The sequence below is a fragment of the Micromonospora sp. CP22 genome (assembly GCF_009712475.1).
Lineage (GTDB): Bacteria > Actinomycetota > Actinomycetes > Mycobacteriales > Micromonosporaceae > Micromonospora.
This window is the reverse complement of the sequence record NZ_VCJO01000009.1, coordinates 156,441-182,618: the sequence shown is the minus strand read 5'-3', so window position 1 is coordinate 182,618 and position 26,178 is coordinate 156,441. Positions and strand designations below refer to the sequence as shown.

Annotated in this window: 22 protein-coding genes; 12 read left to right on the top strand and 10 right to left on the bottom strand. The window is 72.1% G+C overall.

All coding sequences use genetic code 11. From position 1 onward, the window contains the following. The first annotated feature begins 9 nt into the window (after window positions 1–9). The 3 genes from FF096_RS17135 to FF096_RS17125 all read left to right on the top strand — a co-directional run bounded on the left by FF096_RS17135 (window position 10) and on the right by FF096_RS17125 (window position 3,572). The gene (locus FF096_RS17135; protein ID WP_155219313.1) at window positions 10–1,095 is read left to right on the top strand and encodes a ubiquinol-cytochrome c reductase iron-sulfur subunit; all 1,086 of its coding nucleotides are present in this window, start codon (window positions 10–12) and stop codon (window positions 1,093–1,095) included. After that, the gene (locus FF096_RS17130; protein ID WP_309223454.1) at window positions 1,092–2,708 is read left to right on the top strand and encodes a cytochrome b N-terminal domain-containing protein; all 1,617 of its coding nucleotides are present in this window, start codon (window positions 1,092–1,094) and stop codon (window positions 2,706–2,708) included. The genes FF096_RS17135 and FF096_RS17130 overlap by 4 nt, the downstream gene beginning before the upstream one ends. A gap of 165 nt (window positions 2,709–2,873) precedes the next feature. After that, on the top strand, window positions 2,874–3,572 hold the full coding sequence (locus tag FF096_RS17125) for a DUF4142 domain-containing protein (RefSeq protein WP_155219310.1): 699 nt from the start codon (window positions 2,874–2,876) through the stop codon (window positions 3,570–3,572). Between the two features lie 53 nt (window positions 3,573–3,625). Here FF096_RS17125 and FF096_RS17120 read toward each other — a convergent pair whose 3' ends face one another. The 5 genes from FF096_RS17120 to FF096_RS17100 form a co-directional block, all read right to left on the bottom strand. After that, window positions 3,626–3,913, bottom strand: coding sequence for an Lrp/AsnC ligand binding domain-containing protein (locus FF096_RS17120; RefSeq protein WP_309223453.1), 288 nt, complete (start codon window positions 3,911–3,913; stop codon window positions 3,626–3,628). Between the two features lie 580 nt (window positions 3,914–4,493). Next, window positions 4,494–5,342: a sugar phosphate nucleotidyltransferase gene (locus FF096_RS17115; protein ID WP_309223474.1), complete on the bottom strand. Its 849-nt coding sequence runs from the start codon at window positions 5,340–5,342 to the stop codon at window positions 4,494–4,496. 59 nt (window positions 5,343–5,401) lie between these two features. Then, entirely contained in the window at window positions 5,402–5,944 is a 543-nt protein-coding gene (locus tag FF096_RS17110) for an NUDIX hydrolase (protein ID WP_155219302.1), read from the bottom strand. A 73-nt stretch (window positions 5,945–6,017) separates the two neighbouring features. Then, complete coding sequence (locus tag FF096_RS17105) at window positions 6,018–7,805, bottom strand: RelA/SpoT family protein (protein WP_309223473.1); 1,788 nt, start codon at window positions 7,803–7,805, stop codon at window positions 6,018–6,020. Between the two features lie 132 nt (window positions 7,806–7,937). Further along, window positions 7,938–9,692: a DEDD exonuclease domain-containing protein gene (locus tag FF096_RS17100; protein WP_155219296.1), complete on the bottom strand. Its 1,755-nt coding sequence runs from the start codon at window positions 9,690–9,692 to the stop codon at window positions 7,938–7,940. 126 nt (window positions 9,693–9,818) lie between these two features. Between FF096_RS17100 and FF096_RS17095 the strand changes: the two genes are divergently transcribed. The 3 genes from FF096_RS17095 to FF096_RS17085 all read left to right on the top strand — a co-directional run bounded on the left by FF096_RS17095 (window position 9,819) and on the right by FF096_RS17085 (window position 13,787). Continuing rightward, window positions 9,819–11,249: an NYN domain-containing protein gene (locus tag FF096_RS17095; protein WP_155219293.1), complete on the top strand. Its 1,431-nt coding sequence runs from the start codon at window positions 9,819–9,821 to the stop codon at window positions 11,247–11,249. A gap of 157 nt (window positions 11,250–11,406) precedes the next feature. Further along, the gene (locus FF096_RS17090) at window positions 11,407–12,666 is read left to right on the top strand and encodes a M48 family metallopeptidase (protein ID WP_309223452.1); all 1,260 of its coding nucleotides are present in this window, start codon (window positions 11,407–11,409) and stop codon (window positions 12,664–12,666) included. Then, window positions 12,663–13,787 (top strand): glycosyltransferase family 4 protein, encoded by a 1,125-nt coding sequence (locus FF096_RS17085; RefSeq protein WP_309223451.1) that lies wholly within the window; start codon window positions 12,663–12,665, stop codon window positions 13,785–13,787. Before FF096_RS17090 ends, FF096_RS17085 begins: the two co-directional genes overlap by 4 nt. A gap of 97 nt (window positions 13,788–13,884) precedes the next feature. On the opposite strand, the gene FF096_RS17080 is transcribed toward FF096_RS17085, so the two are convergent. The 5 genes from FF096_RS17080 to FF096_RS17060 form a co-directional block, all read right to left on the bottom strand. Further along, the gene (locus FF096_RS17080) at window positions 13,885–15,534 is read right to left on the bottom strand and encodes a bifunctional diguanylate cyclase/phosphodiesterase (RefSeq protein WP_155219501.1); all 1,650 of its coding nucleotides are present in this window, start codon (window positions 15,532–15,534) and stop codon (window positions 13,885–13,887) included. Between the two features lie 79 nt (window positions 15,535–15,613). After that, entirely contained in the window at window positions 15,614–16,423 is an 810-nt protein-coding gene (locus FF096_RS17075) for an SAM-dependent methyltransferase (RefSeq protein ID WP_155219290.1), read from the bottom strand. Between the two features lie 158 nt (window positions 16,424–16,581). Beyond that, a complete protein-coding gene (locus FF096_RS17070) occupies window positions 16,582–17,250 on the bottom strand; it encodes a response regulator transcription factor (RefSeq protein WP_007072219.1) in 669 nt (222 codons plus the stop codon). A gap of 7 nt (window positions 17,251–17,257) precedes the next feature. Continuing rightward, window positions 17,258–18,952 (bottom strand): GAF domain-containing sensor histidine kinase, encoded by a 1,695-nt coding sequence (locus FF096_RS17065; RefSeq protein ID WP_309223450.1) that lies wholly within the window; start codon window positions 18,950–18,952, stop codon window positions 17,258–17,260. Between the two features lie 14 nt (window positions 18,953–18,966). Continuing rightward, complete coding sequence (locus FF096_RS17060) at window positions 18,967–20,766, bottom strand: AMP-dependent synthetase/ligase (RefSeq protein ID WP_309223472.1); 1,800 nt, start codon at window positions 20,764–20,766, stop codon at window positions 18,967–18,969. A gap of 145 nt (window positions 20,767–20,911) precedes the next feature. On the opposite strand from FF096_RS17060, the gene FF096_RS17055 reads away from it, so the two are divergent. The 6 genes from FF096_RS17055 (at window position 20,912) to FF096_RS17030 (ending at window position 26,155) form a co-directional block, all read left to right on the top strand. Then, window positions 20,912–21,367 carry an SRPBCC family protein gene (locus tag FF096_RS17055; protein ID WP_155219281.1) on the top strand — a complete coding sequence of 152 codons (456 nt, stop codon included), beginning with the start codon at window positions 20,912–20,914 and terminating at the stop codon, window positions 21,365–21,367. A gap of 40 nt (window positions 21,368–21,407) precedes the next feature. Continuing rightward, window positions 21,408–22,100, top strand: a complete 693-nt coding sequence (locus FF096_RS17050) for a hypothetical protein (RefSeq protein WP_230462682.1) — start codon at window positions 21,408–21,410, stop codon at window positions 22,098–22,100. Between the two features lie 70 nt (window positions 22,101–22,170). After that, entirely contained in the window at window positions 22,171–23,118 is a 948-nt protein-coding gene (locus FF096_RS17045; RefSeq protein ID WP_309223449.1) for an ROK family glucokinase, read from the top strand. A 3-nt stretch (window positions 23,119–23,121) separates the two neighbouring features. Beyond that, complete coding sequence (locus FF096_RS17040; protein WP_309223448.1) at window positions 23,122–23,844, top strand: endonuclease/exonuclease/phosphatase family protein; 723 nt, start codon at window positions 23,122–23,124, stop codon at window positions 23,842–23,844. Window positions 23,845–23,933: 89 nt separating this feature from the next. Further along, window positions 23,934–25,340, top strand: coding sequence for an NAD(P)-binding domain-containing protein (locus FF096_RS17035; protein ID WP_309223447.1), 1,407 nt, complete (start codon window positions 23,934–23,936; stop codon window positions 25,338–25,340). Then, entirely contained in the window at window positions 25,337–26,155 is an 819-nt protein-coding gene (locus tag FF096_RS17030) for an alpha/beta fold hydrolase (protein WP_309223446.1), read from the top strand. The genes FF096_RS17035 and FF096_RS17030 overlap by 4 nt, the downstream gene beginning before the upstream one ends. Window positions 26,156–26,178: the final 23 nt, after the last annotated feature.

The following is a 26,178-nucleotide window of genomic DNA, read 5'->3' as shown; positions in this document are numbered from 1 at the left end:
GGGGGGACCATGAGCAGCCAGACCGGGCAGCCGACCCTGTCGGGCGGGGAGCCGCTCGATGTGAACGACCCCCGGCTGAGTCGGTTCGACATCGTCCGGGAGGGTGCCCGGCGGGACGACATCGAGATCGTCCACTACGAGCCGCAGGTGGTCTCGGGTAGTAAGGCCGAGCGCCGGCTGGTCCGCACCGTGGCGGCGTTCTTCCTGCTGACCGGCCTGGCGGCGACCGCCTTCCTGGTGATCTACATCTGGTGGCCCTGGGAGTACGAGCCGGGTCGCGGCGGAGACAAGCTCTACACCCCGCTGCTCGGCACGACCCTCGGCATCGCTCTGCTCGCCGTCGGTTTCGGCATCCTCACCTGGGGCAAGAAGCTGCTGCCCAAGGAGGTGTCGATCCAGGATCGGCACGAGGGCGCCGTGCCCGCGGAGGACCAGCGGATCACCGGCGAGACCATGGCGTACATGGCCGACGAGTTGGGGGTCAAGCGCCGGCCGCTGCTCGGCGTCTCGCTGCTGGCCGGTCTGCTGCCGGTCGGCGCTGTCGCCGCGGCGCCGCTGGTCGGCGGGCTGATCTCCAACCCGCACAAGGACAACCAGATGATGACCACCGGGTTCGCCCCCCGCGACGGCCGGAAGATCCGGCTGGTACGCGAGGACGGGCGGCCCATCCGGCCGGCTGACATCAGCGCCGGTGGTCAGATCACCGTCTTCCCGGGCGTGGAGCACGGGGTGAGCAACCGGTACGCCGACTCGCCCACCCTGCTGATCCACCTGCGGGACGCCGACGCCGAGGCGTCGCGACGCAACAACGAGCGCGAGGGTCACGGCGGCTTCATGTGGGGCAACTACGCCGCGTACTCGAAGATCTGCACCCACGCCGGCTGCCCGGCGAGCCTGTACGAGCAGCAGACCAACCGGTTGCTCTGCCCGTGCCACCAGTCGCAGTTCCTCATCACCGACAATGCCAAGCCCGTCTTCGGTCCGGCCAGCCGGCGGCTGCCGCAGCTGCCGATCGAGGTGGACGCCGAGGGCTACTTCGTGGCTTCGTCCGACTACACCGAACCCGTCGGGCCCGACTTCTGGGAGCGGCCGTGAAGCGGCGAAAGTTTGACGTAGCAGCCGTGCCCGGCAACACCGCCCGGGCGGTCGACGACCGTTTCCAGGTGGCGACTCCGCTGCGCCGACTGCTCAACAAGGTCTTCCCGGACCACTGGTCCTTCCTGCTCGGCGAGATCGCGCTCTTCTCGTTCATCGTCCTGCTGCTGACCGGTGTCTTCCTGACCTTCTTCTTCGAGCCGACGATGACCGAGGTCATCTACAACGGCAGTTACGCCCCGCTGCGGGGCACGCCGATGTCGGCCGCGTACGCCTCGACGCTGGACATCTCCTTCGACGTCCGCGGCGGCCTGATCATGCGCCAGATGCACCACTGGTCGGCGCTGCTGTTCATGGCCGCGATCGTGGTGCACATGCTGCGGATCTTCTTCACCGGCGCGTTCCGCAAGCCGCGTGAGGCCAACTGGATCATCGGTTCGCTGCTGTTCTGGGTCGGCTTCCTCGCCGGCTTCACCGGCTACTCGCTGCCGGACGACGGCCTCTCCGGCACCGGTCTGCGGATCGCCTCGGCGATCATGCTGTCCATCCCGGTGATCGGGTCCTGGGTGACCGCGGCGGTCTTCAACGGCGAGTTCCCCGGCACGATCATCATCAGCCGGTTCTTCATCGCCCACGTGCTGCTCATCCCGGCACTGCTGGTCGCGTTGATCACCGTGCACCTGGGGCTGGTGTTCAAGCAGAAGCACACCCAGTGGCCCGGGCCCGGCCGGACGAACGGCAACGTGGTCGGCGAGCGGATGTTCCCCCGTTACGCGATCAAGCAGGGCGGCTTCTTCATGGTCGTCTTCGGCGTGATCGCGCTGATGGGCGGTCTGTTCCAGATCAACCCGGTCTGGTTGTTCGGCCCGTACGAGGCGTGGGTGGTGTCGGCTGCCAGCCAGCCTGACTGGTACGTGATGTTCCTCGACGGCTCGACGCGGTTGATGCCGGACTGGGAGATCACGATTCCCATCGGTGACGGGTACGTGATTCCACCGCTGTTCTGGCCGACGGTGGTGCTACCCGGCATCCTGGTGGGGATCTCCCTGCTCTATCCGTTCATGGAAGCGCGCCACCTGAAGGACTACCGCAGCCACAACCTGCTCCAGCGTCCCCGCGACGTTCCGTTCCGCACCGGCCTGGGCGTCATGGCCATCACGTTCTACGTGATCCTGACCCTCTCCGGCGCGAACGACGTCATCGCCGACAAGTTCCACATCAGCCTGAACGCGATGACCTGGGCCGGTCGGATCGGTCTGCTGCTCCTTCCGCCGTTGGCGTACTACGTCACGTACCGGATCTGCCTCGGCTTGCAGCAGCACGACCGGGAGGTCCTCGCCCACGGCGTGGAGACCGGCATCATCCGGCGTCTGCCGGACGGCCGGTTCGTCGAGGTGCACCAGCCGCTCAGCGCGGGCGAGCACGGTGAGCTGGACTACGTCGGTTGGGTGGTGCCGAAGAAGATGAACCGGCTCGGTGCCCTCGGCCCGGCCATCCGGGGCTTCTTCTACCCGATCGAGCGACCGGTTGAAGCGCCGGTCTCACCGGGGCACCCCCCGGTCGAGTCGCGCGAGGACCGGGAGGAGATCACCAGCGGGGAGACCCGCAGCTGAGATCCGCCGCAACGTGACGTGGCGCCCGCCGGGGTCTTCCGGCGGGCGCCACGCTCGTTTCGCCTCTTCCGGACGTCGTCGCCGCGATCCGTCGACGCCGGATCGCAGGAATAACCCCGGTCAGCCGGGTATCCGTGCGGTCCAACGTCTCAACGGGGAGGAAGCATGTTGGGTATCAAACGCCTCGGCCTGCTGGCCGCGCTGGTGCTGGTGGGTGTCGCACCCGCCGCAGCGGCACAGGCGGCGGCGCAGCCGTCGGAACAGGACACCCAGTACCTGCAGGCGATCCATCAGACCAACCTGTACGAGATCGCCGCCGGTGAGCTGGCCCAGGAGAAGGGCCAGAACCAGCAGGTCAAGGAGCTGGGGCAGCAGTTCGTCACGGATCACACCGAGCTGGACCAGTCGGTGCAGGACCTGGCCGGACAACTCGACGTGGAATTGCCCGGCGAGCCCACCACCGACCAGCAGACGGCGCTCGACCAGCTGAACAACGCCAGTGGTGAAGAGTTCGACCGGCTCTGGGTGACCCAGGGGCTGGCCGGCCACATCCAGGCCATCCAGGCGACCCAGACCGAGATCTCGCAGGGCACCGAACAGCAGGTGGTTCAGCTGGCCCAGACCGCGCTGCCGGTCCTGCAGGCGCACTACGACGCCCTGGTCGCGCTGGCCGAGGAACTCGGCATCCCGGTCCCGGAGACCAGCCCGAGCGGCACGCCCAGCCCGGGTGGCACCGCCCCGGCTCCGGGGGTGACCACGCCGACTCCGGGTACCACCACCGAGCCGGCCCCGGGCGGCACCGTCACCGAGGAGGCCCCGGTTCCGGGTGGCACCGAGGAGGTCCCGGTGCCGCAGGAGAGCTGATCCGGCGGTACGTGACGAGCCGGCCCACCCAGCCTGGGTGGGCCGGCTCGCGGTCAGTCGGCGTTGCCCAGCCCGATGGCGAAGGCTTCCTCCAGGTCATGCCGGGAGTACGCGCGGAAGGCGATGTGCGACTCGGTGTTGAGCACCCCCGGCACCTTCGAGATGCTGCCCGCGATGATCTGCGCGATCTCGTCGAACTCGCGGACCCGGACCATGGCGATCAGGTCCACGTGCCCGGCCACCGAGTACACCTCGCTCACTCCGGGCAGGTTCGCAAGCGCCTCGGCCACCTCGGGAATCGAGTCGGTGGCGCAGTCGATCAGCACGATCGCGGTGATCACTGAAGGGTTCTCCGTTCGTTCGGCGTCGCAGCCCATGCTAGTGCCGCACCAGGAGCACCGCCGGTCGTCAGCCGGGCCCGGCCCGGCCCGGCTGACGACCGGTTCCCTGAATGCCGCACCTCGTCTCGCCCCGCCCCGGGCGACGCCCGACCGAACATGCCGACCGCACCGCCGCTGCGGTGCGCTGTGAGAACCGCCGCCCCCTAGCAGAGAAGGAAACTCTCCGTATCCGATACGGAGGGTGACGGTTGAGCCGCGTCCCTCGCCCACGACCAGTTGCCCACTGACACGCTTTGCTCTGCTTCAACCCACGCAACTGGCGGATGAGCTGCGGAGATGTCATGACGGTCTCTGTTGCGGTCGCTGTCGTTGGTGATGCGGAGAGTAACTGTTGCGTATGGTGAAGCAGAGCAAAGGGGGTGTGTGGTCAAGGTGGTGGTGGATCCGGCGGCACGAAGAGTGACGGCGGGTCCTCAATGGGGAGACGGGGTGATGGCCGCGGCGGCGGCGATGCTCCGGCCTCCGACGGTGACGACGCGGTGCCAGCGGCGGGTCCGGACGGCGAGGTCGCAGCGGTGGGTCAGGCGGCTGGGACGGTCAGGTCGGCGTCGACCCGGATCACGTCCCGCAGATTCTCTCCGGTGTCGACGGTGGCGTTCGGCCAGATCACGCTGCGGCTGACCGTGCCCCGGACGGTGGCACCCGCGCCGACGACGGACCGGTGACAGCGGCCGGTGACCCTGGCGGTCGGGTCGATCAGGCTGTCACCACCGGCGGCGTGCAGGTTCGCGGCGAGGTAGTCGGCGGGGGTGCCGGTGTCGATGAAGGTTCCCCGGAACGGCACCACGTCGAGCCTGCCGGCGGCCTCGGCCGGACGCCACACCGCGCGGACCAGGTCGCCGAAGGTGGCGGGCAGCTCCCGGACCAGCCGCCACGGCAACAGGGAGAAGCCGGTGAAGACGTGCCCGTCGAAGGTGCCCGGTGCCGTCGGGTCGCTGGCCGGCTGGCCGAGCAGGCGTACCGAGTCGCCGTCCCAGCCGTCCAGCAGCGCGGCGATGTCCGGGCCGGGCGGTGCCGCCGGGTCGGACAGGTAGGCGTCGGCGTTGCCCACCAGGACGCCCCGGCCGTCGATCCAGTCCCGCAGCCGTCCCACACCACCCGCGGTGCCGAGCGGGCTGCCCGGCTCCACCGAGAGGTGCGCGCGGGAACCCACCCGCTCCACCACCTGGTCGCCCAGATAGCAGGCGTTGACCGCGACCCTCGTCGGGCCGCTCAGGCCGAGGCCGTCGAGCCGGGCCAGCGCCCGGTCCAGCAGCGGCACGTTGCCCACCGGGCAGAGCGCCTTGGGCACCCGCTCGGTCAGCGGGCGCAGCCGGGTGCCCTCACCGGCGGCGAGCACCACCGCGCAGATGCCGTCGACGGGTGCCACGGCTGCCTCGGGCGCGTCAGCAGGCCGGTCGCCGGTCGGCCGGACGCTCTCGGGTCGGGTCATGGCGTCGTGTCGGGCAGCGGCGGGGGGAACTGCCCGGCCAGCGGACCGATGTCGTAGTAGCCGAGCAGGCGGGCGGTCGGCCAGGTCAGCTTCGGCAGGTCGTCCAGCGGGTGCCAGGCCGCCTCGAAGACCTCGGCGCCGTCGACGGTCAGCTCGGTGCTCGACGCCGGTACCTCGGCGGTGAACACCACGTCCACCCACCCCTTGGCGTGGACGACGGCGTTGGGCACCGCCGGGGTGAGCCGGGTGGGGGAGAGCCGGACACCGGTCTCCTCGAACAGTTCCCGGGCGGCACCGACCGCCGGGTGTTCGTGGCGTTGCAGCAGCCCCGCAGGCAGGGTCCATCCTCGCCCCGGTGGCTGCCGCAGCAGCAGCAACCGTCCCGCCCCGGTCGCCTCGCTGTCCCGCAGCAGGGTGACGGCGCCGACGATGTACTTGGGCACCGCCAACCGCACCAGCCGACGTCGTACCGGCAGGGGGAGCCGATAGAAGACCTGGTACGCGACGGCGCGCCCGGTGCGGCGGCTACGGGGGATCATGGCTACAGGCTAGTGGCCGCGAGGCACGTTCGCGCCATGAGGACCACGCCGGGTAGGGCGCGGGTCACCGCTGTCACTGGCGGTGGTCGACCAGGTCGATGAGTTGGCGCACCACGGCGTCCGGCTCGATGACCCGGTCGAAGACCGCGACCAGCAGCGTCTCCAGATCCGGGTAGCCGAGTTCCTCCGACAGGCGCAGCAGCGGCAGGTCGCTGGCCAGCCCTCGGTTGTGCTGACGCAGGGCCAGCCCGATGGTGGCCCGGCCCAGGCGTACCTTGTCGCTGATCGTGATGCCCGGCTCGCTGTGCTCGGCGAACCACCGGTTGATCTGCATCTGCGCGTGCGGCGACTTGACGAAGCCCAGCCACTCCCGCCGCGGCCCGCGTGGGGCCACCTCGGCGTCGAGGCTGCACTCCTCGTCGGTCTCGGTGAAGATCTCCACCACGTCACCCTCCTCGAGCTCGGAGGAGAGCGGGACCAGTCGTCCGTTGACCCGTGCCGCCAGACATCGTTCACCCCGGTCGGTGCCCAACTCGTACGCCAGGTCGACCGGGGTGGCACCGGCCGGCAGCACGATCTGCCGCCCCTCGGCGACCACCTGGATCTGCGCCTCGGCCAGGTCGCAGCGCAGCGAGTGGAGGAACTGGGCCGGGTCGGCCGCGTCCTGCTCCCAGTCCAGCACCCGGCGCAGCCAGTCGAGTTGCCCGGAGTTGGTCTTGCCGCCGCCCGAGCGGGGGAAGCGGAAGTCGGCGGCCACCCCGTACTCGGCCGCACGGTGCATCTCCTCCGTGCGGATCAGCACCTCGACGGTGCGGTCCCTCGGCCCGCAGACGGTGGTGTGCAGGGAGCGGTAGAGGTTGTTCTTCGGCGAGGCGATGAAGTCCTTGAACCGGCCCGGCACCGGCCGCCACAGCCCGTGCACCGCGCCGAGTGCCGCATAGCAGTCGGTCGCCGGGCCGTCGACCACGATGGTGATGCGGGGCAAGTCGAACGGGACGGTGTGGCCGCCGGCCACGGTGTCCTTCCAGATCGAGTACAGGTGCCGGGGGCGCGGCGCGACCTCCGCGTCGACCCGGCTGCGCCGCAGCGCCACCTTGGCGCGCGCGACGACCTCGGCGAGGTAGCTGTCCCAGCCGGGCCGGTCGTGTACGTGCCGCGCGATGCGGGCGTGCTCCTCCGGTTCGAGGTGCAGCAGCACCACGTCGTCCAACTCCCGCTTGAGCGTCTGGATGCCCAGCCGGTCGCAGAGCGGAACGAGCACCTCAAGGGTCTTGCGGGCGATGCGTTCGCGGGAGGCGGCCGATCGTACGCCCAGGGTGCGCATGTTGTGCAGTCGGTCGGCGAGCTTGATGATGAGCACCCGGACGTCCTTGCCGGCCGCGATGATCATCTTGCGGATGGTCTCCGCCTCGGCGGCCTGCCCGTAGAACGCCTTGTCGAATTTGGTCACCCCGTCGACCAGGTGGGCGACCTCGTGGTCGAAGTCCTCGGCGAGGGCCTGGAGGGTGTAGCGGGTGTCCTCCACCGTGTCGTGCAGCAGCGCTGCGACCAGGGTGGTGGTGTCCATGCCGAGTTCCGCGCAGATCTGGGCCACCGCGAGCGGGTGGGTGATGTACGGCTCCCCGCTCTTGCGGAACTGACCACGGTGCATGTTGTCCGCGATGGTGTAGGCGCGGCGCAGCACGCTGGGGTCGGCGCCGGCGTGGATGCTGCGGTGGGTGCGGACCAGTTGACCGACCGGTTCGGTCTCGGCGCTCGGCCAACTGAGCAGCGATCGGAGTCGCTTGGTCAGGGGTAACTCGCCGGGCTGTGTCGGGAGTGCACCGCCCAGGGCACCGCCGTGTCCGGCGTTGACGTCCACCTGGGACACCCCCTCACGCCTGCTGAGCCACCACCACCGGAATCCGGCAAGCGGGAGCAGACCCTCGAAACGGGCAGGACTGCACTTCCTTAACAGAGTAAGTGAGTCGACGTCGTCCGATCGGACAGTTGCTCATGAGCGTTCGGACCAGAGTTGTGGGGACGCCGCGCTCTCCGCCTTCGTCAACAGGTCGCGGAACCGTGCCGCGCCGGCCACCGGGGAGGCCCAGCCGGCCGACATCTCGACCAACCTGGTCTCCGGTCGCTCCAACCAGGACAGGATTCGCTCCGACTCCTCGGCACTGGCGGCCGGGACCGGGCCATGGCCCGGCGACACCGTCTCGGCGGTGGCCCGGATGGCGGCCAGCGTCGGTCGAGGATGGACCCCGGGTGGGGACACCCCGGCCCCGGCGAGTCGGCCGTGCCGTACCAGCGCCAGCTCCCACCCGCCGCCGGTCGCCGGGTGGGCGGCGGCCACCTCGGCGAGCCCGGTCAACGCGGCGAGCCGCTGCATGCGTACGGCGGCCCGCAGCACCGCCGCCAGCCGGGAGCGCAACGTCGCCGCCTCCTCGTAACGCTGGCCCGCCGAGAGCGCCTCGATCCGGGCCAGCAGGGCGTCGACCACCGGCTGTGGATCACCGGTGGTGGCGGTGGCGAACGGCGTGACCGCGCGGGCGTCGTACTCCTCGGGGGAGATCCGGTGCTCGCAGGGAGCCGGGCAGCGACCCAGCTCGGCCAGCGCGCAGGCCGGCGTGACCGTGCGCAGCGACAACCGGTGGGTGCACTGGCGCAGGGGCACCGCGTCGTGGAAACCGGCGGCGGCCAACTCGGCGGCCCGCCGCGAGGTGAACGGGCCGAGGTAGGCGCGGTCACCCGGGGAGATCTCCCGGACCACCGACAACCGGGGGTACGGGCCGTCGGTCAACTTCAGCCACACCACCCGCTCCGGGTACTTCGACCGTCGGTTGTACGGCGGCGCGTGCGCCGCGATCAACCGCAGCTCACGCACCTCGGCCTCCAGCGAGTGCGCGCACTCCACCGCCTCCACCCGTTCGGCGGCGGCCAGCATCTCCGAAATTCGGGCGCGTTTCTCGGCGGCGGTGAAGTAGCTGCGTACCCGGGTGGCGATGTCCCGGGAGGTGCCGACGTAGAGCGGCCGGTCGTCGGCGGCCCGGAAGATGTAGACGCCGGGGGAACGGGGCAACCCGTCGGCCAGGTGCCGCTTGCGGCGCTGGGTCGGGGAGATCGCGCGGGCGAACTCGATGGCGTCGCCGATGGTGTCGACCCGGTGCCCGCCGAGGCGGCCGATGAGCCCGTGCAGGACGTCGACGGTCGCCCGGGCGTCGTCCAGGGCCCGGTGGGTCGGCTGCGTGGCGGCCCGGAAGTACGCGGCGAGGGTGCCGAGCTTGCGGTTGGGTACCTCGTCCCGCAGCAGCACCCGCCGGGCCAGGGCCGCCGTGTCCAGCACCCGTGGGTTCGGCCAACGGTAGCCGTGCTTCGCACAGGCCGCCTTGAGGAAACCGACGTCGTAGGGCGCGTTGTGGGCGACCAGCACGGCGTCGGAGACGAACTCCAGGAAACTCGGCAGCACCTGTTCGATCGGCGGTGCGGGCAGCAGCATCGCCTGGGTGATGCCGGTCAGCACGGTGATGAAGGGTGGGACCGGCACCCCCGGATTGACCAGGGTGGCCAGCACGCCCAGCTCCTCGCCGCCGCGCACCTTGACCGCGCCGATCTCGGTGATGCCGCCGCCGTCGGGGGCCCCGCCGGTCGTCTCCAGGTCGACCACCACGAAGGTCGTCGCGTAGAGCGGCAGCGTCGGGTCGACTCCGTCGACGGTCGGGTCGAGCCCGGCCAGCGCCGGTTGGAGGAACTCCTGTGCTGCCATCCGCGGCACCGTAACGTTCCGGTCCGACACTCGCGCCCCACCGGCCCCACGGGTCACCACCGGTCTAGGATGAGAGATCGGCTCACCACCGGGCGGTGGGCCCGGTCGCGGTGGGAGACTTGCCACATGCCCCTCACCGAGCCGCACGACGACAACCTCCCGCAGGAGGAGCAGGTCGTCGCGGTGCCAGCGGCTGGTGACGTCCCGGCCGACGACTCGGTGGCCGACGCGGAGACGACCGAGACGGGGCAGCCGGAGCCGGAGCCGAGCCTGCCCGAGCCGGTACGGCAGCGGATCGTCTCGCTCACCGCCGCCGTGCTGCCCAGCCTGCCGGCCGACGAGGTGCCCGTCCCACTGCGCCGGGTCGCCAAGTTCGCCCCGAACCGGCGGGCCCGACTCGGTGCGCCGGTGATCGCCGCGCAACTCGCCGCCGACCCGCTGTTCCGGCAGCGCGTCTCCGCCCGGGTCCTGGCCGACGTCGGTGACCTGGGTGCCGCCGTGGTGGAGGGCACCGCCCCCGCCGCCGCCGACCCGGTCGAGGTGGCCGCCCTGGCCTACCTGGCCCGCCCGCGCGGCTGGCGGGAGTTGATCGACGCCAGTGGGGCGGCGGTCCGCGCCGAGGCGGACACCGCGGTCGTGGCCGAGCTGGTCCGACAGGCGGAGCAGCGGGCCACCCGGGCCGAGCACGATCGGGCGGTGGCCCGGGTCGAGGCCGACAAGCTCCGCGACGAACTGGCCCGGGTACGCGAGGAACTGGGCCAGTTGCGCGAGGAGACCCGGCAGTTGGCCCGTTCGCTGCGGGAGAGCCAGGCCCGGGAGCGCAAGGCGAACGAGATGCTGGCCACCGAGCGGGGCCGGGCCGCACGCGCCGCCGCCGACGCGGACGCCGAACTGCGGCGGACCCGGGCCCGGCTGGCCGAAGCCGAGGCGGCGGCAGGGGTGGCCCGCAGCAGCGCCAAGGAAGCCCGCTCGGTCGACGACGCACGCCTGTGGCTGCTGTTGGAGACGATCAGTCAGGCCGCCGTCGGGCTGCGCCGGGAACTGGCGCTGGACCCGGTCGAGAAACTGCCCGCCGACTTCGTGGCCGACTCGTTCACCGACTCTCCCGCCGCCCCCACGGCCGCCGTACGCGCCCGGGACACCGACGACCCGGCCCGGCTGGACCAACTGCTGGCCCTGCCCCGGGCGCACCTGGTGGTCGACGGCTACAACGTGACCAAGCGCGGCTTCGGGGAGATGTCCCTGGAACAGCAGCGCAAGCGACTGGTCACCGGCCTCGGCGGGATCGCCGCGCAGACCGGTGACGAGGTCACTGTCGTCTTCGACGGGGCCGAGCGGGTGCACGGCCTGCCGCCCACTCCGCGTGGGGTGCGGGTGTTGTTCTCCCGTAAGGGCGAGACCGCCGACGAGCTGATCCGCCGGCTGGTCCGGGCCGAACCCCCGGGGCGTCCGGTGGTGGTGGTCTCCTCCGATCGTGAGGTCGCCGACGGGGTGCGTCGGCACGGGGCATACCCGCTGGGGGCCGACTCGCTGCTGCGCCGGCTGTCGCGGTCCTGAGCCGTCGCCGCGCCCCCGGCCACGCCTGGTGGTAGGGGGACGGACGAGGCCCGGGACATAGGATGGGCGCCCATGGCGACAGGAGCGGCGGTATGAGGCGCACGGCGGACCACGGGTCGGTTCGCGGCGGCTCGTCGGCGTCGAACGGAGCGGCCCGGTGAGCCCGCGCGGATGGGCGCTGCTGACCCTGGCCGGACTGGGCGTCGCCCTGCTCGTGGCGGCGCTGGTGCTGATCCCGTGGCAGCGCCCGCCGGCCCCTCGGGCCGACCAGCTCGCCGCGCTGCGGGACCTGCCGGGCGAGCAGGTGGAGCGGGCCCGACAGTTCCGGTCCGCGTTGCGCCCCGGCGGCTGGGCCGCGCTCGGGGTCGGGCTGCTGGTGGCGCTGGCACTCGGTCTGACCCCGCTGGGCAGCCGCCTGGTCGAGCTGGCCGGGCGTCCCTTCGGCGGCCACTGGACCGCCCAGGCCGTCCTCGGTGGGCTGGCCGTGGTGTTCGTCGCCGACCTGGTGACGCTGCCGTTCTCGGCCTGGCGGCACAGCGTGCTCAGCCGCTACGGGCTGGCCACCAACGGCTGGGGTGGCTGGGCGGTCGACCTGCTCAAGTCGTACGCGATCAGCGCCGTCATCGGCGCGGTGGCGCTGCTCGGCTTCTACACCGTGGTGCGACTCGCCCCCCGCTGGTGGTGGGCGTTCGCCGCGGCCGGTGCCGCCACCCTGGTGGTGCTGCTCTCCTTCGTGCTGCCGGTGCTGGTCGAGCCGGTCTTCAACCGGTTCAGCCCGATGGAGCCGTCACCGCTGCGCAGTGAACTCATCCAGTTGGCCGAACGCGACGGGGTGCCGGTGCGCGACGTGCTCGTGGCCGACGCGTCCCGGCGTACCCGGGCGGTCAACGCGTACGTCTCGGGGTTCGGGCCGACCCGTCGGGTGGTGGTCTACGACAACCTGCTGCGGGAGGCGACACCGGCCGAGGTGACCGCGGTGGTGGCGCACGAGTTGGGTCACGCCCGGGATCGGGACGTACCGGTCGCCACGCTCACCGGCGCGCTCGGCGCGGCCGTCGCCGTGGTGGCGCTCTACCTGATCGGCTCCTGGCCGCCGCTGTTGCGCCTGGCCGGCGTCGACTCAGTGGCGCAACCCCGGGCGTTCCCGTTGCTGCTGGCCCTGGTCACGGTGGCCGGTCTGGTCTTCGCCCCGGTGCAGGCACTGATGTCACGGCGGGTCGAGGCCCGCGCCGACGCACACGCGTTGGCGTTGACCGCCGACCCGGTCGCGTTCGAGTCGATGCAGCGACGCCTGTCCGCGATCAACCTCTCCGACCCCGATCCGCCCCGCTGGGAGTACCTGTACTCGGCGTCCCACCCGTCAACCGTGGAGCGGATCGCTGCCGCTCGCGCGTACGCCAGAGAGGTCGGCCGGTGAGCCGCACGCTGCTGATCACGAATGATTTCCCGCCCCGCCCCGGCGGTATCCAGTCGTTCGTGCACAACCTCGCGGTGCGTCAACCGGCCGGATCGGTGGTGGTGTACGCGTCACGCTGGGCCGGGGCGGACAAGTTCGACGCCGACCAGCCGTTCGAGGTGGTGCGGGAGCGCACCGAGATGCTGCTGCCCACCCCGCTGGTGGCCCGCCGGGCCGCCCGGCTGGCCAAGTCGTACGACTGCGACTCGGTGTGGTTCGGCGCGGCGGCTCCACTCGGCCTGCTCGCCGCCGGGCTGCGTCGGCGGGCCGACATCCGCCGGGTGGTCGCCCTGACCCACGGCCACGAGGTCGGTTGGGCGGCGCTGCCGCTGGCCCGGACCGCGTTGCGGCGCATCGGCCGGGACACCGACGTGGTCACCTACCTGGGGGAGTACACCCGCACCCGGCTGGCTCGGGCGTTGGACGGGCTGACCGAGTTGCGACGGCTCGCGCCGGGCGTGGACACCGACGTCTACCACCCGTCCGTCGACGGTGGCGCGGTGCGGCACCGGCTCGGCCTGTCCGACCGGCCGGTGGTGGTCTGCGTGTCCCGGTTGGTCCCCCGCAAGGGGCAGGACATGCTGATCCGGGCGCTGCCGCTGATCCGGCGTCGGGTGCCCGACGCCGCGCTGCTGGTGGTCGGTGGTGGACCGTACCGGACCACGCTGGCCCGGCTGGCCCGCCAGTCCGGGGTGGAGCGGGACGTGGTCTTCACCGGCTCGGTGCCGTCGGCCGAACTGCCCGCCCACTACGCGGCGGGTGACGTGTACGCGATGCCCTGCCGCACCCGCAACGGCGGGCTGGACGTCGAAGGGCTCGGCATCGTCTACCTGGAGGCGTCGGCGACCGGCCTGCCGGTGGTGGCCGGTGACTCCGGTGGGGCCCCGGACGCGGTGCGTCACGGCGAGACCGGCTACGTGGTGGACGGTCGGGACCTCGCGGACCTCGCCGACCGGGTGGCCACCCTGCTGGCCGACCGGGACCTCGCCCGGCAGTTCGGCGCCGCCGGCCGGGCATGGGTGGAGCGGGAGTGGCGTTGGGAGACCCAGGCGCAACGCCTGACCACCCTGCTCACCGGCTGAGCCACGGCCCGTCGCGCGCCCGCGCCGCCTGCCGTTGGATGTAAGGAAGGGTCCCTTCCTATACACCAGGCGTTAACAAGGTGCCCTTCCTTACCGCTCAGCGGATGCGGGCGAGGATGTGGTCGGGGGGAGCGGGGCGGCCGAAGTGCCAGCCCTGACCGGCGTCGCACCCGATCGCCCGTAGCCGTTCGGCCTGCCCGCCGGTCTCCACCCCCTCGGCGGTCACGGTCAGGTCCAACGCGTGGGCCAGGGAGACCAACGAGGCGAGGATCCGCTCGTCGGCACGGGCCTCGGGGGTGCGCAGACCACGGACGAACTCCCCGGCCACCTTCAACTCGGTCACCGGCAGGTCGCGCAGGTAGGCCAGGTTGCTGTAGCCGGTGCCGAAGTCGTCGATGGCGATCCGGATGCCCAGCTCGGCGAGCGCGCGGAGGGCGCGTACCGGCTCCTCGGAGCTGCTCATCATCGTGCTCTCGGTGATCTCCAGCTGGAGCCGGTCCGGCGGCAGCCCGGTACGGCGCAGCAGGGCCCGCACCTCCTGCACCAGACCGGGCCGACGGACCTGACGGACCGCCAGGTTGACACTGACGTACGGGGGTCGGCCCGAGGCGGACGCCCAGCCGACCGCCTCACGGCACGCCTCGGCGAGCACCCAGCCACCGAGCGGCACGATCAGCCCGGTCTCCTCGGCCAGGCCGATGAAGCTGTCCGGACGCAGCACACCCAGCTGGGGGTGCCGCCACCGGACCAGCGCCTCGACACCCAGCAGTGAGCCGTCGTGCAGCGAGGTCAACGGCTGGTAGTCGAGGAAGAACTCACCCCGTTCCAGGCCCACCGGGATCGCCGCGCTCAGTTCCTGGCGAGCCTGTTCCTGGCCGTCGCGCTCCGCGTCGTACAGCGCCCAGCGCGCACCACCGGCGGTCTTGGCCCAGTTCAGGGTGCTGCCTGCGGCCCGCATCAGGTCGTCCGGTGAGGTCCCGGCGGTCCGCCGTTCCACGATGCCCACGCTCGCCGTGACCGTCACGTCATGCCCGTCGACCACCACCGGCTCGGAGAGCGCGGCCAGCGCCGCCTCGGCGACGGCCACCACGTCTCCGGTGCCGGTGGAACGTTCGACGAGGACGACGAAGGCGTCCCCGCCGAGCCGCGCGACCAGATGGGGCTCCACCGACCGCCGCAGTCGCCGCGCCGCCTCGACCAGCGCCCGGTCGCCGATCTGGTGCCCGAACGAGTCGTTGATCCGCTTGAACCGGTCCAGGTCCACGAAACACAGCCCGACCCGGCGACCGTTACCGGCGTCGACGGCGGCGGCGAGCCGCTCGGCGAAGAGCGTACGGTTCGGCAGGTCGGTCAACGGGTCGTGGGTGGCCTGGTGCCGGAAACGCGCCTCGCTGGCCCGCAGGGCCTGCTCCGCCTCGGCGCGGGCGGTCATCGCGGCCCGCCGGATGGACTCCTGCTCGTCGAGGGTCCGGTCGCGCAGTGCCCGGGCGTAGCCGGTGGCCACCGCGCCCAGCAGGCGGGCCATCCGGTCCTCGATGTCGTCGGCGACCAGGTCGAGGTCGCGGACCAGCCGAAGCTGGATCACCTCCACGGTCCGCCCCAGCGCCTCGGCGGAGGCGATGTGCGCGGCGACCAGTTCCTGGGCGACCCGGTGCCCCACCCGCAGGTCGAGTGGCTCCGCCCGCAGCGCCTTGGCCAGCAGGTCGGTGAGCCGCTGGAGCAACGCCTCCAACTGGGCGTGGGTCATCGGCAGGTAGCTGGTGCCCGCCACCGCCTTCGCCCAGGCGCGGGCGAAGACGCCGATGTAGGGCTGGCCGTTCGGCGGCTCACCCACCGAGGCGTCCGACCCCGCCGAGGAACACCGCCTGTTCGGCGTCCTCAGCGCTCTCCGGAGTCTCCGGACGCCACTGCGGCACCCACACCACGCCGGGTTCGACCAGCTCGAAGCCGTCGAAGAAGCCGGTCAGCTCGGCCCGGCTGCGTACCCACAGGGGGCTGTCGGTGCGCCGGTAGACCTCCTCGGCCTCGGCTCGCTCGGTCTCGTCCCGGCCGTCGTCGCTGGCCTGCGACAGGACCAGGTAGCTGCCGGGGGCGAGGGCCGAGCGCAGGGTGCGCAGCACCTCGTCCGGTCGGTCGTCGTCGGCGACGAAGTGCAGCACCGCCACCACCAGCACGGCGATCGGCTGATCGAAGTCGAGCAGCGCGCGTACGTCCGGGTTGGCCAGGATCCGGTCGGGGTTGCGCAGGTCCTCCTGGACCACCGCGGTGCGGTCGTCACCGGCGAGGATCTCCCGGCTGTGTGCCACGGCGACCGGGTCGATGTCGACGTAGACCACCCGCGACTCGGGGGCGTGCCGCTGTGCGATCTCGTGCACGTTGCCCACGGTGGGGATGCCGGAGCCGATGTCCAGGAACTGCCGGATGCCGGCGTCGGTGAGGAACTGCACGGCCCGGCGCAGGAAGGCGCGGTTGGCCTGGGCCATCAGCGGGGCCTGCGGCACCGCCGCCATCATCGCGCCGGCCGCGGCCCGATCCACCGCGAAATTGTGCGAGCCGCCGAGATAGTAGTCGTACATGCGGGCGACGCTGGGACGTTCGACGTCGATCGTTTCGGGTGCCCAGTCCGGCCGCTGCATGACACCAACCCCTTCGCGCGCCCTCGGGGCGGCGCAGCGCCCCGGCGGGTATTCTGCCCCGCTTTCACATGGGAGGCCATAGCCGGTCCGGGTGGAAGAGCGATCAATGAGCGGATCCGCGCCCCGCCGTGGCGGGACGCGGATCCGCGTCGGCACTGTCAGAACTTCGGCGCGTCCGGTGCTTCGAGTAGGCCGAGTCGCAGCGCGGTCATCAGGGCCTGCGCCCGGTTGGCCGCGCCGAGCTTCTCGTAGAGCTTCGAAATGTGGGTCTTGGCGGTCGACTCGCTGACGAACAGTTGCTTGGCGATGCCCGCGACGCTCATTCCGTCGGCCAGCAGCCGCAGCACCTGACCCTCCCGCGGGGACAGCTGCGGGCCGGACGGCGCGAGGCGACGCTTCATCGCCTCGGCCAGGTCGGCGGCGGTGAACGCGCTGGGGGACGAGGCGGCGTGCCGGGCGGCCGCGACGACCTCGTCGGCCGGCGCGGTCTTCGGCACGAAGGCGCTGGCACCGGCCTCCAGGGCCCCGAAGAGCTGGTCGTCACCGGCGTACATGGTGAGCACCACGATGCCCATCGACGCGCTGGACTTGCGCAGCGCCCGGGTGGCCTCCAGGCCGCTGCCGTCGGGCAGCCGCAGATCCATGATCACCACGTCGGGCTGCAGGGCACCGGCCTGCCGGACGCCCTCCGCCGCCGTGGCGGCCTCGCCGACGACCTCGAACTGCCGGTCGCGCTCGAAGGCGTGCCGCAGGCCCTTACGGATCAAGTCGTGATCGTCGACAAGGAGGACCTTGGTACGGGTTGCCGGTGTCGGGCTTGTGGTCATCCTCGGCTTACTCCCCTTCTGCTGCGGCGGCGCTACCGCGAACGTTATCGCGCCGGGGCGGTGAACCGACCACCACCGCGACGGTCGTACCACTCGGCTGCCGCGGTCTGATCTCCAACCGGCCCCGGATACGTTCCGCTCTCTCGGCCATGATCGCAAGACCATAGTGCCCGTCCGAGCGCTGGTCACCTATGCCGTGACCGTCATCCGACACTTCGATCTGGGCGAACGGTGGATCCACCTCGCAGGTGACCCACAGATTGGCCGCGCCGGCGTGTTTGCGGGCGTTGGTGACCGCCTCCTGGGCGATGCGCAGCAACTCGGCCTCGGTCGCGGCGGGCAGCCGGGCGGTGGACTCGTCCAGGGACAGGTGCACCCGCAGACCGCCGGAGGCGCCGACGGTGCGGGCGTACTCGGCGATCGCGGCGGCCAGACCGCCGTGCCGGTCCACCTCGCTGCGCAGCTCGAACAGGCTCAGCCGCAACTCGGTGATCACCCGGGTCACCTCCTGCCGCAGCAGGCGCAGCGACTCGGCGGTCTCCTCGGCGTCGGAGTGCACGGTGGCCAGGGCGTTGTCGATGCCGTAGCCCACCATCACCAGTTCCTGGGCCACCCCGTCGTGGATCTCCCGGGCCAGTCGCTGCCGCTCCTCGTTGGTGGCCAGCGAGCGCACCTCGTCGAAGAGCAGGGCGGCCTCCAGACGCAGCGCGGCCGGACCGGTCAACCCGGTCACCTGCGCCACCACCGACGGCGGGTACGCGTGCGCCGAGTCGGTCTCCAACACCACCAGGCCCACCGTGCGCAGGCCGGCCACCAGCGGCACGATCAGCGCCGAGACCTCGCCGCCGGAGTGCGAGCGGGACTGCGAGCGGGCCGAGGTCTGCGACTGCTGGCTGGCCCACGCGTCGGCGATGGCCGAGTCGGCGTCGATGGTGGTCTCCCAGTCGACCCGGTCCGCGCCGAGTTGGGCGAGGACCACCAGCCGGCCGCCGCCGCTGGCGGAGAGCACCGCCGCGCGGTCGGTGCGGGCCACCGTGCGCAGCTCCTCCAGCAGGTGCTCGGAGATCCCGCCCGGGTCCAGCGTGGCGCCGGGCAGTTGGCGGGCCACCGTACGCAACTGGGTCAGCAGCCGGGTCGCCTCGGCGTACGGCTGGGGCTTGTTGTCGTGCCGGGCCTGCATGACCCGGTGCAGCGTGTTCGCGGCGTAGAGGCCGAGGGCGGCCAGGATCAGCCACTGCGCGCAGACGGCGAGGTATCCGGGCTGGCTCACCTGGCGTACCCCGTCGACCTGGGTGAGCGTGCCGGCGACCAGCAGGCTGCCGGCGGTCACCGCGATCAGCGCCCCGCCCTCCCGGAACCGGTGGCGCAGCGCGGTGACGGTCACCGGCACCGCGAGGTACGGCAGCACCGCGGAGGCGCCCAGCCCGTCGATCTGGCCGCCGACGGTGGCCACTGCGGCGACCTGGCTGGCCGCCAGGCCGAGCACCAGCACCTCCGCCACCCGGCTGAGTGGGCCGACGAGCCGGTGCTGGGGTGCCAGCATCGCCGGTAGCCCGGCCAGTGCCAGCAGCACGATCCACCACAGCTGGGTCACGTCGCGGGTGGCGAACAGGGTCAGGACGGCGACCAGCGTGAGTACGACCACGCGCGCCGCTGCGGCGAGCGGGTGTGAGCGGGCCAGGGCGGATGTCGAGGCGGGCACGTGACGGATCGTAGTCAGCCGCGGTAGATGTCCGCGATCTCCGCCGCGTACGTCTTGTGGACGACTTGGCGCTTGACCTTCAGCGACGGGGTGAGTTCCCCGGTAGCCTCGGTGAAATCGCGCGGCAGCACCCGGAACACCTTGATCGCCTCGGCGCGGGACACCGACTGGTTGGCCCGGTCCACCGTGGCCTGGATCTCGGCCCGCAGCCGGTCGTCCTGGCGCAGCTGCTCGACGCTGGTGTCGGCCGGTAGCCCGACCGACTCCAACCAGCCCGGCAGGGCCTCCTCGTCGAGGGTGACCAGCGCGGCGATGAACGGCTGCCGGTCACCCACCACGACACACTGGCTGACCAGGGGGTGCGCCCGGATCTGGTCCTCCAGCACGGCGGGGGCGACGTTCTTGCCGCCGGCCGTGACGATGATCTCCTTCTTCCGGCCGGTGATGGTCAGGTAGCCGTCACCGTCGAGCGAACCCAGGTCGCCGGTGCGGAACCAGCCGTCGGTGGTGATCGCCTCGGCGGTGGCCTCGTCGTTGTGCCAGTACCCCTGGAAGACGAGATCACCGGCGATGAGCACCTCGTCGTCGTCGTCGATGCGGATGGTCACGCCGGGCAGCGGTCGGCCGACGGTGCCGATCCGGGTGAACCCGGGGAGGTTGGCCGAGGCGGCCGGGGAGGTCTCGGTCAGGCCGTACCCCTCGCAGACGGTCACCCCGATGCCCCGGAAGAAGTGGCTGAGCCGCGCGCCGAGCGGTGCGCCGCCGGACATCGCGTCGCGGCACCGTCCGCCGAGCGCGGCGCGCAGCTTGCCGTAGACCAGCCGGTCGAAGATCGCGTGCTGGGCGCGCAGCGCCAGACCCGGTCCGGTCGGGGTGTCCAACGCCTCGCTGTACGCGATGGCGACCGCCTCGGCCCGCGCGAAGATCCGGCCCTTGCCGGACGCCTCGGCCTTCTGCCGGGCGCCGTTGTAGACCTTCTCGAAGACCCGGGGCACCGAGAGCACGAAGGTCGGCTTGAACTCCTGGAGTTCGGCGACCAGGTTCTTGGTGTCCGAGCAGTGCGCCATGGTGGCCCGGGCCTGCACCACGCCGATCTGGATGAGTCGGGCGAAGGCGTGCGCGAGCGGCAGGAACAGCAGGGTCGACGCGTTCGGCCCGAACAGGTTCGGCAGCACCGGGACGGCGTTGGCGATGTCGGCGTACATGTTGCGGTGGGTCAGCACGCAGCCCTTGGGACGGCCGGTGGTGCCGCTGGTGTAGATGATGGTCGCCGTGTCCGAGGAGCGCAGGCCGGCGCGGCGGCGCTCGATCTCGGCCGGCTCCACCGACGCCCCGGCGGCCACCAGGTCGTCCACCCCGCCCAGGTCGATCTGCCAGACGTTGGACAGCGCGGGCAACTGGTCCCGGAGGCCGGCGACCAGGGTGGCGTGTGCGGTGGTCTCCACCACGAGGGCCACCGCGCCCGAGTCGCTCATGATCCAGAGCGCCTGCTCGGCGCTGGAGGTCTCGTAGATCGGCACGGTGACCGCGCCGGCCGCCCAGATCGCGTAGTCTACGAGGGTCCACTCGTAGCGGGTGCGGCTCATCAGCGCCACCCGGTCGCCCGGCTGGACGCCGGCGGCGACCAGCCCACGGGCGACGGCGATCACCTCGTCGCGGAACTGCCGGCAGGTGACATCGACCCACGCGCCCGTCGCGTCGCGGCGGACGAACTGCACCGCGTCGGGTGCGGCCTCGGCATTGTCCCAGACCGGATCGGTGAGGTTGGCCGAATCGCCGACGGTGACGATCGGCGGGACGGTGAACTCGCGCACCTGCACTCCCTCGTGCTCACAAGACCTGGTCGGGCCGCCACCTGCGCCGGTGGCCTTGTCGAAACCTACCCGCCCGGCCAGCCACAAGCCCACCGCAGGTGGGCTGCGCGGCACGCGGACGGTCGACGGACGGTAGCCTCCCACCATGGCGGACTCCTCCACCCAGTCGATCATCATCGGTGCGGCACCGGACCGGGTGGCTGCGGTCATCTGTGACTTCCCGAGTTACCCGGAGTGGACCGAGGCGGTACGCGAGGCGGAGGTGATCGAGGAGTACGAGGACGGTTACGCCAGCCAGGTCCGGTTCGTCCTCGACGCCACGGTGCTGGCCGACGAGTACGTGCTGGCGTACGCCTACGCCGAGGACCTGTCCCGCATCGAGTGGCACCTGGTCGCCCCGTCGAAGATGCAGAAGGCGCAGCGGGGCTCGTACGACCTGGTGGCCAACGCCGACGGGAGCACCACGGTGACCTACACGCTGGAGGTGGAACTCGCCGTCGGGATGCTCGGGATGTTCCGGCGCAAGGCCGAGAAAATGATCATGGACGCCGCGTTGAAGCAGCTCAAGGGCCGGGTAGAAGCAACTGGTGCGGCGCAGTGAGGCGTCCGGCGACCCGGTCGCCGCGGTAGAGGAGCCCAGCATGGGTGCGACAGATCCGGGCACGGCCCGGGAAGAGGCGGAGCGGCTGGTCGCCACTCTGCTGGCGACCGTACGGATGGTCGCCGCCAACCCGGCAGCGGTGCCCCTGGGCCCGCTCGGCGGGATCGTGACCGGTGTCCTCGGTCACAACGACCCTCCGGACACCACCGGAGGCGGTTTCGCCACCGGTGCCGCCGAATGCTGCGTCTGCCCGGTATGCCGGGGCATCGCCGCGCTGCGTGACCCGAGCCCCGAGTTCGCCGAACGACTGGCCACCGGGGCCGGTGACCTGGCCGCCGGCCTGGCCAGTTTCCTGCGTGCCTTCACCCCGACCGACCCGGCCGCCGAACCGCCGCCGGGGTCCGCCGCCGGTGCCTCCGCGACCGCCACCGCCGAGCCGTACGGCGACCACGTGTGGCGCGAGGCGACCCGTACCGGGCATGATTCTCAGCCGGCACCGGAGCGGGAGGTCTGGTCCGCCGCGACCCGGGCGGAGGACGTCGCCGTCCCGGCCGCCGCGCCCGTCGACGCCGCCGGGCCGGTCGCACCGGCCGGACGTCGGGCGTCGACCGAGCGTCGCGTGGTGCCCGTCTCCCGGGTGCCCCACGGCGAACCCGTGCCGGGTGACGAGCCCGCACCGGACGGCCGTGCCGTGCCCGACGGGCGACAGGACGCACCAGGCGACGGAGCCTGACCACGGACGACCCGCACCACCGGCGAGGGCAGGTGTGCGCGGGGTGGCACAGCAGAGGGGAGTGGCAGCGGTGACGCTGACCATCGGAGTCGACGTCGGTGGCACCAAGGTGGCCGGCGGTGTCGTCGACGACACCGGCGCGATCCTCGTGCAGACCCGACGGGACACCCCCGCCGACGATGTCGGCAAGACCCGTGACGTCATCATCGAGTTGGTCGCCGAACTGGCCTCCGGCCGCGATGTCCAGGCGGTCGGCATCGGCGCGGCGGGCTGGATCGACGCCAGCCGTTCCACCGTGCTCTTCGCCCCCAACCTGGCCTGGCGGGACGAGCCGCTGCAGGCGTACGTCAGCGCGGCGGTGGGACTGCCGGTCATCGTCGAGAACGACGGCAACGTCGCGGCCTGGGCGGAGTTCCGCCACGGTGCCGCCCGCCACGCCGACGACTCGATGGTCATGTTCACCATCGGCACCGGTGTCGGTGGCGGCATCGTGCTCGGCGGTGAGCTGCTGCGCGGCGCCAACGGCATCGCCGCCGAACTGGGCCACATGCTCACCGTCCCCGACGGCCACCAGTGCGGCTGCGGCCGGCTCGGCTGCATCGAGCAGTACGCCAGCGGCAGCGCCCTGGTCCGGTTCGCCCGGGCCGCCGCCCGGCAGGAGCCGCACCGGGCCGCCGCGCTGCTGGAACTGGCCGACGGGGAGGCCGAGGCGATCACCGGCCCGATGGTCACCGCCGCCGCCAAGAGCGGTGATCCGGTGTCGGCCGAGGCGTTCGCGCAGGTCGGGCGTTGGCTGGGCACCAGCCTGGCGGACATGGCGCAGATCCTCGACCCGCAGGTCCTGGTCGTCGGCGGTGGCGTCATCGAGGCCGGTGACCTGCTGATGGGCCCCACCCGTCGCTCGTTCACCGAGGCGTTGGCCCAGCGCAGCCGACTGCCGGTGGCCGAGATCCGCCCGGCCGAACTCGGCAACGCCGCCGGGGTCATCGGCGCCGCCGACCTGGCCCGGCGGGCCTAGCCGGTGCCCGTCGCACCGGACCCGGTCGACGGCGGCGTGCCGCTGCGCGTGCTGTCGTACAACGTCCACGGCCAACGCGACGACACCGCCGCGTTGGCCGCCGTGGTCCGTGCGGCGGCACCGGACGTGGTGATCGTCCAGGAGGGACCGCGCCGGTTCCGGTGGCGGGAGAAGTCGGCCGCGCTGGCCGAGTCGTTCGGCCTGGTGGTCGCCGCCGGTGGGCTGCCGTCGCTGGGCAACCTGGTGTTGACCAGCCTGCGGGTGCGGGTGACCGGGACCCGCTGTCGGCGTTTCCCGCTCACCCCGGGTCGGCACCTGCGCGGTGCCGCGTACGCCGACTGCCGGGTGGGCAACCGCGCCACGTTCACCGTGGCCGGGTCGCACCTGTCCACCGACCCCACGGAACGCCCACGCCAGGCCGAGCTGTTCAAACGGGATCTGACCGCCGCGCCACACCCGGTGATCGCCGCCGCCGACCTCAACGAGGAGCCGGGCGGTCCGGCGTGGCGCACCGTCGCCGACGGGCTGACCGACGCGGCGGAGGCGGCCGACCGGGCCGACCGGCTCACCTACTCGTGCGCGAACCCCCGACGGCGCATCGACGCGCTGTTCGTCGACCCCCGCATCGACGTGGTCGACTACGACGTGGTGGACACGCCGTTGACCCGGCGGGCCAGCGACCACTTCCCGGTCCTGGTGGACCTGCTGCTGCCCGCCACCGCCTGACACCGAACCCGCCGCGCTGGACATCCCGCCCAGATGTGGAGAGGATTTCGCGCGACCCGGCACTCGTGCCGAGACGAAGGAGATCCCCGGTGCCCACCTCCACCGAGCCCGGCCGACCAGATCCGGAGCCGACCACGCTCGCCCACGGCCACGACGGCCGCCCGGTCTCCGACCGGGGCGACACGGTCTGCGTCATCGGCGCTGGCGCCAGCGGACTGACCGCCGTCAAGAACCTCGTCGAGCACGGCTTCGGGGTCGACTGCTACGAACGCGAGACCGGCGTCGGCGGCGCCTGGAACTGGCGGCACGACCGCAGCCCGGTGTACGCCAGCACCCACCTGATCTCGTCGCGGCCGTTCACCCAGTTCCCCGACTTCCCGATGCCCGACCACTGGCCGGACTACCCGCACCACAGCCAGCTGCTGTCCTACTTCGAGCGCTACGCCGACCACTTCGACCTGCGCCGGCACATCTGGTTCGGCACCGAGGTGGTGCGCGTCGAGCCGGTCGCCGACGACCGGTGGGACGTCACCACCCGCAGCACCGGCGGCTACGGCCCCGAGCGCACCTCCCGGTACGCCGCCGTGGTGATCGCCAACGGGCACAACTGGTCGCCGAAGCTGCCTCGTTACGAAGGGCTGGAGCAGTTCCGTGGCGAGGTCATGCACGCCTCGTCGTACAAGGACGCGGCGCAGCTGCGGGGCAAGCGGGTGCTGGTGGTGGGTGCCGGCAACACCGGCTGCGACATCGCCGTGGAGGCCGCCCAGCAGGCGTCGCGGTGTTGGCACTCCACCCGCCGTGGCTACTGGTACGCCCCGAAGTACGTCTTCGGTCGCCCCGCCGACCAGGTCAACGACCTGCTACTGGCGTTGCGGGTGCCGTTGCGGGTACGCCAGTGGCTCTATCACCGGACGTTGCGGCTGACCGTCGGCGACCTGACCCGCTTCGGCCTGCCGAAGCCGGACCACCGGGTGTACGAGACCCATCCGATCGCCAACAGTCTGCTCGTCTACCACGTGGGCCACGGCGGGATCGCCCCGGTGCCGGACATCGCCCGGTTCCACCCGCACGGGGTGGAGCTGACCGACGGCCGGGAGATCGACCCCGAACTGGTCGTCTTCGCCACCGGTTACCTGCCCCGCTTCGAGTTCCTCGACGGGAAGATCCTCGGCGACGACGAGGGGGTGGGCCGGCCCCGGCTGTGGCTCAACGCCTTCGTGCCGGATCATCCCACCCTCGCCGTGACCGGGTTGCTGCAACCGGACTCCGGCCTCTTCCCCCTGGCCCACTGGCAGGCCGTGCTCTTCGCCCGGCTGCTGCGGTTGCGCGTCAGCCGTCCGGACCGGGCCACGGCCTTCGCCGCCCGGGTGCGGGCCGGGGCCGGTGAACGGTACGCGGCCCGGGTCAAGGACTCGACCCGGCACTGGTTCGAGGTCGGGCACGCCGACTACCTGCGCGCGTTGGCGCGCGCCCTACGCGAGCTGGAGAGCAAGTGACCGAGCAGGTGATGCGCGGCTGGGAGTGGGCGCGGCCGGTGCGTCCGGTCCGGCGTGAGGTGCTCAGTGCCGTTCCGGAGCTGGAGGAGGGGCGGCCACCGCTGCTGTTCGTGCCGGGCTTCGGTCACGGTGCGTGGGCGTACGCCGAGAACTGGCTCGGACACGTCGCCGCCCGGGGCTTCAGCGGCTACGCGGTGAGCCTGCGCGGGCACGGCGGCAGCGACCCGGCGCCGGAGGCGACCCTGCGGGCGTACGCCCATGACGTGGTCCAGGTGGCGGCCAGCCTGCCGCGCCAGGCGGTGCTGGTGGGGCACGGTGCCGGGGCCCTGGTGACCGCGCACGCGATGGCCCGCTATCCGGCTCGGGCGGCGGTGCTGGTGGCGCCGGTGCTCGGCGGCTGGGCGACGTTCGGCACCGCGCTGCGTCGCAATCCCCTCGGCACCCTGCCGGCGGTGTTCGGCGCCGGGCTGCGGCTGAACCGCAGACAGTTGTTCAGCGGCGAGTTGCCCGACGCCGAGGCCCGGCGGTACACCGCGCGGCTGGGGCGGGCGTCCCGGCGGGCCCAGTGGCAGTTGGTGACCGGCGCGGATCCGGAACCGGCGGTGGGCGACCCGCCCGTGCTGGTGGTGGGCAGCCCGGACGACCGGGTGGTGCCGGCCTCGGCGTTGACCCGGGCCGCCCAACGGTACGGGTCGGCCCCGTTGCTCTTTCCGGGCATGGGACACGACATGATGCTCGACGCCCGCTGGCGGGAGCCGATCGACGCGATCCTCGACTGGCTGGTCAAGGACCCGACCCGCGACGGTCGCGACTGACCGTCGCGGGCGTGGCCCGGCTG

What these genes read in the sequence shown, in the direction of transcription:
- FF096_RS17080 (WP_155219501.1), bottom strand. Translation starts at nt 15,534, where the DNA reads ATGACCCACGCCCAGTTGGAGGCGTTGCTCCAGCGGCTCACCGACCTG.
- FF096_RS17095 (WP_155219293.1), top strand. Translation starts at nt 9,819, where the DNA reads ATGCCCCTCACCGAGCCGCACGACGACAACCTCCCGCAGGAGGAGCAG.
- FF096_RS17055 (WP_155219281.1), top strand. Translation starts at nt 20,912, where the DNA reads ATGGCGGACTCCTCCACCCAGTCGATCATCATCGGTGCGGCACCGGAC.
- FF096_RS17075 (WP_155219290.1), bottom strand. Translation starts at nt 16,423, where the DNA reads ATGCAGCGGCCGGACTGGGCACCCGAAACGATCGACGTCGAACGTCCC.
- FF096_RS17125 (WP_155219310.1), top strand. Translation starts at nt 2,874, where the DNA reads ATGTTGGGTATCAAACGCCTCGGCCTGCTGGCCGCGCTGGTGCTGGTG.
- FF096_RS17100 (WP_155219296.1), bottom strand. Translation starts at nt 9,692, where the DNA reads ATGGCAGCACAGGAGTTCCTCCAACCGGCGCTGGCCGGGCTCGACCCG.
- FF096_RS17050 (WP_230462682.1), top strand. Translation starts at nt 21,408, where the DNA reads ATGGGTGCGACAGATCCGGGCACGGCCCGGGAAGAGGCGGAGCGGCTG.
- FF096_RS17070 (WP_007072219.1), bottom strand. Translation starts at nt 17,250, where the DNA reads ATGACCACAAGCCCGACACCGGCAACCCGTACCAAGGTCCTCCTTGTC.
- FF096_RS17135 (WP_155219313.1), top strand. Translation starts at nt 10, where the DNA reads ATGAGCAGCCAGACCGGGCAGCCGACCCTGTCGGGCGGGGAGCCGCTC.
- FF096_RS17110 (WP_155219302.1), bottom strand. Translation starts at nt 5,944, where the DNA reads ATGATCCCCCGTAGCCGCCGCACCGGGCGCGCCGTCGCGTACCAGGTC.